We start from the raw sequence: 9,389 nt of genomic DNA, 5'->3' as shown, positions 1-9,389 counted from the left end.
CCTATGCGTCCCCTCAAATGGTTTTCGCCTATCGAATTTCTTAATAATAGTGTCCAATATGATTGACAAACCTACATTTCAGTCAAAATAAAAAAATTGCAAAAAAGGTATTGACATTCACATTCATTTGTGATATAATAAATAAGCACTCAGGAGAGAGCAGTAAAAAAGCAGTAAAATATCGCGGGATGGAGCAGTTCGGTAGCTCGTCGGGCTCATAACCCGAAGGTCGTTGGTTCAAATCCAGCTCCCGCAACCAATTTTAGGACTATCGTTTGATAGTCCTTTTTTTATGCCCAAATCACCGACAAATACCACAAAAAGATCGGCCAGTAATCCCATTTTGGATCTACTGACCGATCTTGCTGTTTATTCACTTGCACAAAACATAACGTCAGCCTTAAATCAACGTTACTCGTCCATCAGCTCAAACCTGATACCGTGCAGGTCAAGCCCATTCTGTGCAAAGTATATCCTGAAAGTTGTGAAGCGTGAGAACATAGGCGTTTTCTTTTCCATTGAAACAGCCTTTCCACCTGTGCCATTAAAAGTGAACGTACCCACCGCAGTACCCATGCTGAACAGCGTCATAGGTATCTGCGCAAGCTCACTCTGCGTAGAGCTTGCCGTGACTATCACCCTGTAAATACCGAAGTTTGAAAGGTCAAGGGCAAAACTGTAGGAGGTGCCTTTCTTTGTGTCAACATCACTAAGGTCAAGAGTTATGTCACGGTCCACCTTATAAAACTGTACAGGCTTGTCGTCCTCCTGCTCCTCGTCCTCTCGGTTTATCACCTTGACAGTATCTCCAATACCCTCCGCACGCTTAAGAGCATTAGTGTGAAGAAGAAATCCGCATATGTTCTCCGCATTTCTCTGAAGCTCACACCTCTCTATACCGCCATTTTCAAGGGCAGCAAGCGTGTTATCGTCATTCTTTTCTCCGTCAGGACAAACCATGTAAACATCGTTCTGCGCCCTGGCCATAGCTGCAAAATCCGTCTTGTCAGGCTCTTTTCCACGAACGTTTATGTTCGCCCACCAGTCCGTCATGGTGAAGCCCTTGAAGCCCCATTCCTCACGAAGTATCACTGTGTTAAGGTCAAAGTTTCCTGCTGTCCACAAGCCGTTTACTCTGCCATATGTGGTCATAACAGAGGAAGCTCCTCCCTCTTTTACCGCTATCTCAAAACCCTTTAGATATATCTCCCTGAGTGCTCTTTCCGATACCACCGAGTCGATAAAATGCCTGTTTGTCTCACGATTGTTCGCACAGAAGTGCTTTATCGTACCTGTCACCCCTGCACCAGCCATGCCCTTTAACTCAGCCGTCGCCATTTTGCCCGTAAGAAAAGGATCTTCCGAGAAATACTCAAAGTTTCTGCCGTTCAAAGGGTGTCTGTGAATGTTCATTCCAGGGCCAAGCAGACAATCCACCTTGTTAGCCGCCATTTCAAGCCCCATAAAAGTGAAAAGCTCACTTGTAAGCTTCTTGTTGAACGAAGAAGCTATCATAGTGCCGTTCGGCAGGCTGAAAGCCTTTGTGCCGCAGTCAAGTCTCATGCCCGACGGACCGTCCGAACAGCAGCCAGCAGGTATGCCAAAACCATTGAGATTTTCCGACACTCCCCCGAACGCCGAAGCCGTACCAGCAGTGACCCTAGGGCTTCCCATGCCCTCGCCCCTTATAATGCAGGAAAGGTCATAGTCTGAAAGCTGTGCAATAAATTCGTCCATTGTGTTCTTGCCGTTCTTAACGTCCCAAAGCTTTATGCCCTTGTCACCAGTGTATGCTATCTCTTTCGGAAGCTTCTCCAAACGCCTTGCACTTTCGTCTACCTCAGATACAGGCACAGCCTCTCTGCCAATGCTGAAAGCTCCGCCCTCGCAAACAGGCTTTATCCTCTCAAAACTCTCCACAGGAGCAAGCGACTGAGTGAGCCTTTCTGTTACCAGATCCTCACCCTGCTCAAAACTGCAAGCATATTCAGCACTTCTCACGTCACTGCCCACATAGAATTTATATTCCCCTGCTTCAAACACATAGCATGACTTGTTGCCCGTCACACCCGAATCGTCATAAGAAGCAAGCTTTGCAATATCTACCGCTATCTCAACCACCTGCTCTTCCTGTGGTACAAGCTCCCTGGTCTTTTCAAAGCCGCAAAACACTCTAGCCGCCTTTCCGAGCCTTCCCTGCGGAGCTTCGCAGTAGACCTCTATTACCTCTTTGCCCTTGTAAGAACCGATATTTTTCACCGATACAGAAAGCTTCACAGCTCCCTCTGTTATCTCAGCCTTTTCCGTCTTTATCTCAAACGCAGTGTAAGAAAGGCCAAATCCGAACGGATAAAGCACCTTTTCTTTAGCAAAAGTTTCAAAATAGCGATATCCCACATAAATATCCTCAGCGTAAATATCCCTGTTTTCCTCCCTGCCGAAATTAGCGTCCGAAGGGTAGTCCGACGCCTTGTATGCGATAGTGTCAGGAAGCTTTCCGCTTGGGCTGACCTTTCCTGTCAAAACGTCTGCTGTACCCTTTCCGCCTGTCATTCCCCCCTGCCAAACATAAAGCACAGCGTCAGGGGCAATTCTGTTTATGTCATTCATATCGATGATATTTCCCACGTTGAGAAGCAAAACAACTTTTTTGAAATGCTCCCTCACCACCGTGAGCATTTCTATCTCGTCATCGCTTAGCAAATAAGAGCCTGCCTCCAGCCTGTTGTCCTGCTCCTCGCCTGCCGTCCTGCCTATTATCACAATGGCAGTTTCACAGCTTTTTGCAGTTTCTTTGACAAGCCCCTCGTCAAGTGGCATCTCTTTCTGCGACCACGGCTCTCCGCCCCAGCCCTCGCCTAAGTCGAATGGGTTTTCCTTGTCCCATTTTCTGTATGTGTCAAGAAGCTTCTCATTGACCTTTATACCGTTATCAATAAGCCCGTCCAGAATGTTCACTACCTTAGTAACGTTCACCATTCCTCCCGAACCTGTTCCACTTTTATAATAATGAAACTGTATGCGTCCGAAAACAGCCACCTCTTTGTCTGTATCAAGAGGCAGAGCATTATTTTCATTTTTGAGCATAACGATTCCCTCAGAAACCATTTTCGCCGCAGTATCAAGATATTTGTTCCAATCAAGTATTCTTTCCATAGCTTTCACCTTTCCAAATTTTCTATTGAATTTCAAAGTGTATTATAGCACAACCCTCCCACCTATTCAATAAAGATACTATGAACAATGGGTTTACTTTTTATATAGCATATCCTGTCCTAAGGAAAAATATTGCACAATGTGTTTATTTGTGCTATAATGAGTATATGTGACTGTACCGCACGCTTTTTGTTCGGTGTTCCTTATTAAAAAAATTATTATCGGAGGGGTAAAAGTGGATAATATCGTCACTGTCGGCGGACACATAAACGCATCTATAAACTTTGCTATGCAGCAAAACTATGTCCCTGTCATAAGAAGTCTTGTAGTAAATAACAACTCAGAGGAGGCCCTTGAGAATATCGGACTTAAAATAACCTTTGAGCCTGAGTTTGCAAAGGAATTTACATATCATATCGGCTCTATCCCCGCAAAAAGTTCTGCCGAAATATCCCCCGTGAGGATATCTACCAACACAGATCTTCTTTTCTCTCTTACAGAAAAAATGGTGGGCAATATCACCATTGAGGTGCTTCAAAATGGTGAAAATATCTTCACCTATCAGAACACTATAGAGCTTCTCGCCTGCGATCAGTGGAGCGGTTTGAACATAATGCCTGAGATGATAGCCGCATTTGTTACGCCAAATCACCCTGCGCTCTCCCCAGTCATTCATGACGCTTCCACGTTCCTGAAAAAGTGGAAAGGCGACCCCTCTTTCACAGGCTATCAGACCAACAACCCAAACAACGTGAAGCTTCAAATGGCAGCAATTTTTGCCGCCATTGTTCAGCAGAAAATAGTCTACAACGATCCCCCTGCAAGCTATGAAGTCATAGGTCAGAGGATACGCCTGCCGCATAAGGTCTTGGAGCAAAAAATGGGCACTTGTCTTGACCTTGCGGTGCTTTATGCCGCCTGCCTTGAAGCGGTGGGACTTCACCCTCTGCTGTTTTTCATGACAGGTCACGCATTCTGCGGCTGTTGGCTTGAAAACGAAACTTTCGCAGATTGTTGCGTTGACGATGTTTCCGCCATTGAAAAGCGCATTGCAGAAAATGCCGAAGAAATGCTCCTTGTGGAGTGTACAGACTTTGTTGACAGCAATGTTCACGATGTCGAGCGTTTTGACCATGCCATGAAACACGGCAAAGACCATATAAGCAACATGGAATTTCAGTGCGTAATAGACATTATCCGCACCCGTGGAAGTGGCATAAGACCTATCCCACTGCGTCCCGAGCAAACCTATTCAGGTCTGCAGCTTGCAGAAGGATCCGACAAGCCAAAAGAGATTCTCGCCCCCTCCGAGCTTAACAGCTCGCTTCTTGGCAAAGTGGCAGAGGGCAACGATAAGCCCGTCACAAAAATGCGCATATGGGAAAGAAAGCTCCTTGATTTCAGCCTGCGAAATTCTCTTTTGAACTTCCGTGTCACAAAGAACACCATGCAGCTTATGACCGCAGACCTTGGAAAGCTTGAGGACGAGCTTGCAAGCGGAAGTGACTTCCGTATCATGGAAATACCTACCGAGTGGACAGTTTCCACTCGTGACGCAAAAATATTCGCTATCGAGAACGAAAAGGACCTTGTGACAAATATCGCCGAGAACGAGTTCAAAAACAACCGCATAAGAACGTTCCTTAATGAAGCCGACCTTGACGCCGCCCTTAAAAGCCTCTACCGCTCCGCAAAGGTGAGCATGGAGGAAAACGGCAGCAACACTCTCTTCCTCGCTCTGGGACTTCTCCGCTGGTATGAAAGCGACCTTTCCGAAAAGCCACGCTATGCCCCTTTGGTGCTTATCCCTATAGATATCGTCCGCAACACACGCAATAAGGGCTATATAATAAGGAGCAGACAGGAAGAAACTCAGATAAACGTCACGCTTCTTGAATATCTCCGCCAAGACCATGGCATCAGTATCACAGGTCTTGACCCTCTCCCACTTGACGAACACGGCATAGACCTGCCACTTGTTTTCAATACTATCCGTCAGGCGGTCATGGGCAAAAAGCGTTGGAACATCGAGGAATATGCCTTTATCGGTCTGTTCTCGTTCAGCCAGTTCGTAATGTGGAACGACCTTCGCAACCGCTCAGAGGAGATAAGCCAAAACAAGGTGGTGTCCAGCCTTATGGCTGGCTCTCTCACCTATGCCCCCGAGGATATAAGCATAACCCCTGAGAATATAGATTCCGACCTTGACCTTGAAAACATGGCAGTGCCAATGAGTGCAGACTCCTCACAGCTTGCCGCCATTGCCGCAGCAGGAAGTGGACAAAGCTTTGTCCTTCACGGCCCTCCGGGAACAGGAAAATCTCAGACTATCACAAATATGATAGCAAACGCACTCTATAATGATAAAAGCGTGCTGTTCGTTGCCGAAAAAATGGCAGCCCTCAACGTGGTGCAGAAACGTCTTGCAAACCTAGGGCTTGACCCGTTCTGCCTTGAACTCCACTCCAATAAAACAAACAAGACCACTGTCCTTGCAGAGCTTGACAAAGCCCTTGAAGTGGGCAAAATAAAATCTCCAGAGGAGTATTCAGCCGAAGCCGCAAGGCTCAAAGCTCAGAAAGCCCAGCTCAACGATACCATAACCGCACTTCACGAAAAGCGTAACTGTGGTGTGACCCTTTATGAAGCTATATCAGCCTATGAGCGCAGTATATCCGAAAAAGACAAAATATCAGTTTCAAAAGATATCTTCACAAACATAGCAAAGGAAACTCTCGACCGCTTCAGCGACCTTGTGCATAGATATTCAATAGCCATAGCCGAAACAGGCGACTTTGCCGATTTCCCACTTAAAGATATCGGCATTACATCATATTCTATGGAACAGCGTGACAAGTTCCACACCGAAGCCGCCGACCTTGCCCAAAAAGCCATCGCTTCCTCTCAGTGCGCACAAACTCTCGCACAGGCTTATAGCTACAGCGGCGACCTTGACAAGACAGCAGTAATAATGCTTTCTGACATATACAAAGCTTCCACCGCTGACGGTGAACTTCTTGACGGACTTCTCTGCGCACCTCACTATGATATCACCCTGCAAAAGATCAAAGATACTCTTGCCGTAGGAAAAGAGTATACCGCTCTCTGCACCGATATCCTCAGCCATTTTGAAAAAAGCATTTTTGACCTTCCTGCGTCAGAATCGAAAATGCTCTATAAGCAGGCAGAGCAAAGCTGGTTTTTGCCAAAAGCCATGAAGCTTGGAAAGCTCACAAAGGGAATAAAGCTCCACGCCAAAGACCCTGCTTCCGTTACAAAAGCAAACCTTGGTGAAATTCTCGATAAGCTTTGCACCATAAGCGAAAAGAAAGACTTCCTGCGAAGCCTGCCGTCAGATGTAACAGCGCTTCTCACAGGTATTTACATGAACGAGCAGACCGATTGGAATGCCCTTGAAAAAGCCGTTTCAAAAACCGACAGCATTATGAATGCCATTAAGCAGAAAGCGGGTGCTGACCCTGCACAAATGGCTCAGACTATCGGAAAAGCAAACTGCACTTCTGAAGGACAGGCTCTCTACTCGTTCCTTGAAAAGCTTTCAGCCTTTGAGGACAGCTTCTCAGCCAACATGACCGCCATAGAAGCAAGTGCAGATTGGCTTGACTTATCTGCAGAAAAGCTTAATACCTATGCCGAAAACGCCGATAAGCTTAGATACGCCGCCCAGTTCAACAGCGTTGACAAAGAGCTTTCAGACAACGGACTTTCAGGCGTCAGCGAAAGCTACCGCACAGGCAATGTTGACAGCGAAAACGTAGAAAAAGCATTCTCCTGCACGCTAAACTATCAGCTTGCACTTATGATAATAAACAGTGATAAACGTCTTAGCCAGTTCAGCAGTAACAGTGCAAACGACCTTATCACACAGTTCAAAGACACTCTCGATAAATTCTCACGCCTGACTATACAGGAGCTTTTGGCTCGTCTTTCCGCAAAAATACCTGCCCAAGGCTCAGCCTGCGCTTCCACCTCTGAAATGGGCATACTCAAACGTGCCATAAAGAGCAACGGCAGAATGATGTCACTTAGAAGCCTTTTCGATAAGATACCAAATCTTCTCCGCAAGCTCTGCCCTTGTATGCTCATGAGCCCCATATCAGTTGCACAGTATATAGACCCGTCATTCCCGAAATTCGACCTTGTTATCTTTGACGAAGCTTCACAGCTGCCAACAGCCGAAGCCGCAGGCACTATCGCAAGGGGCGAGAACGTTGTTATTGTGGGCGACCCTAAACAGCTCCCACCAACAAACTTCTTCTCCTCAAATCGGATAGACGAAGAAAACAGCGAAAAAGAAGACCTTGAAAGCCTCCTTGACGATTGCCTTGCTATCTCCATGCCGCAGCAGTATCTCAAATGGCATTATCGTTCACGCCACGAGAGCCTTATTGCCTACAGCAACATGAAATATTATGACAATAAGCTTCTCACATTTCCGTCCCATAACGACCTCATTTCAAAGGTGAGCATTATCCACCCCGAGGGTCACTATGACAAGGGCAGAACAAAGCAGAACAAGGCGGAAGCAAGAGCCGTTGTTGACGAGATAATAAGACGAATGAGCGATGAAAAGCTCCGCAATGACAGCATAGGTGTTGTAACATTCAGCTCCGTTCAGCAAAATCTCATTGACGATATGCTCTGCGAAGAGTGGGCAAACCACCCTGAGCTTGAAGAGCTTGACAGAAAGTCACCAGAGCCGGTCTTCATCAAAAACCTTGAAAACGTCCAGGGCGACGAACGTGACGTTATACTCTTCTCCGTCGGCTATGGTCCTGACGAAAAGGGACAAGTTTCAATGAACTTCGGCCCTCTCAACCGTGACGGCGGCTGGCGAAGACTTAATGTAGCAATATCCCGTGCAAGAAAAGCCATGATAGTCTACTCTGTCCTCCGTCCTGAGCAGATAGACCTTTCAAGAACACGTTCCGAGGGCGTTGCAGGACTTAAAGGCTTCCTGGAGTTTGCCGAGCGTGGAAAGCTTGCCGTAACAGCCCACAGCACCACAAAAAGCACAAGCGACAGCACTGTAACAGAGTGTATCGCAAAAGCCATAAAAGAGCTTGGCTATGGGGTAAAATGCAACATCGGAAGCTCCGAGTTCAAAGTTGATATCGGCATAATCGACCCTGACAACGAAAATGAGTATCTCTTGGGCATACTCCTTGATGGTGAAAACACTCTCCACAGCTCAACCGCACAGGATAGATTTATCCTACAGCCAAGCGTGCTTAACGGTCTTGGCTGGAATATCCTGAGAGTGTGGACGCTCGATTGGTTTGACGATAAGGACCGAGTGCTTAAAAACATAAAAGCCGCCATAGACAGCGCACCAAAGCATGAAGCCGAAACCGCTCCCCCCTCAAAGCCTGCCGTCTATTCCACATCGCAGTTTGAAAAAGAAGAAGCTTCCGCCCTCACATCAGCCTTTGCACAGCCCTATGTGACCGCAGATATTGGCATAATGGGTACATCTGATGACTTTTATAAGCCCGAAAACAAGCAGAAAATAAGGGAAACAGCCGAAAAGATGATCGCTGTCGAAGCACCAATAAGTGAGAAGCTTTTCATGAGAAAAGTTTTCACCGCATGGGGCATAACACGAAGCGGCTCAAGAGTGGAAAGCATCTTTGCCGATGCCGCACAAGGCGTTTCACCATTCGCCACAGCCGATGAAAACAGAGTTTTCCTTTGGAAAGAGGGGCAATCCCCTGAAAGCTATTCTATCTATCGCACAAGCGACGATACCAACAAGCGAAGCATGGAGGATATCCCCTCCGAGGAGATAATAAACGCCGTGAAAGAAGTGCTTTGCCAGCAGATAAGCCTTTCAGAAACCGACCTCGTAAGAGAAACAGCCAAGAAATTCGGCTACACAAGAGCCGTAGGAACAACGGAGAGCGTAATAAGCTACACCCTGAAAAAAGCTCTCACCGCAGGTCTTATCAAAAAATCAGAAAGCGGAAACATCTCCGCAAAATAATACGCAAACAAACCAAAACCACCGCCGAGAGCTTTCCTCCCAGCGGTGGTTTCTATTCATATCAGTATTTCCATTTCTCCGAACAAAGCTGCATCTCAACCATGTGCTTGTAGATACCGTTAGCCTTTTTAAGCGCCTCAGGCTCACTCTCATGTTAGCCTGCACCCTGAACGCTGCCTTGTGAGAACACATTAGCGCAGCGATATAAAACACCATTTCAAGAAGTGCA

At 46.7% G+C, this 9,389-nt stretch carries 2 protein-coding genes and 1 tRNA gene; 2 read left to right on the top strand and 1 reads right to left on the bottom strand.

Annotation, left to right across the window (positions count from 1 at the left end):
- The first annotated feature begins 182 nt into the window (after positions 1–182).
- Positions 183–259, top strand: a tRNA-Met gene (locus tag AB5Z01_RS10565).
- Positions 260–411: 152 nt separating this feature from the next.
- On the opposite strand, the gene AB5Z01_RS10560 is transcribed toward AB5Z01_RS10565, so the two are convergent.
- Positions 412–3,156 carry a glycoside hydrolase family 3 C-terminal domain-containing protein gene (locus tag AB5Z01_RS10560; RefSeq protein ID WP_368365525.1) on the bottom strand — a complete coding sequence of 915 codons (2,745 nt, stop codon included), beginning with the start codon at positions 3,154–3,156 and terminating at the stop codon, positions 412–414.
- 235 nt (positions 3,157–3,391) lie between these two features.
- Between AB5Z01_RS10560 and AB5Z01_RS10555 the strand changes: the two genes are divergently transcribed.
- A complete protein-coding gene (locus AB5Z01_RS10555) occupies positions 3,392–9,160 on the top strand; it encodes a DUF3320 domain-containing protein (protein ID WP_287215137.1) in 5,769 nt (1,922 codons plus the stop codon).
- Positions 9,161–9,389 lie beyond the last annotated feature (229 nt).

The organism is Ruminococcus sp. RTP21359st1_H3_RTP21359_211015 (assembly GCF_040909065.1).
GTDB classification, from domain to species: domain Bacteria; phylum Bacillota; class Clostridia; order Oscillospirales; family Ruminococcaceae; genus Hominimerdicola; species Hominimerdicola aceti.
The sequence above is the reverse complement of the archived record's forward strand: the minus strand, read 5'-3'. Positions and strand labels throughout refer to the sequence as shown.

Bases quoted from the DNA above. Each gene is read 5' to 3' on its own strand.
- AB5Z01_RS10560 (WP_368365525.1), bottom strand. From the start codon at position 3,156: ATGGAAAGAATACTTGATTGGAACAAATATCTTGATACTGCGGCGAAA.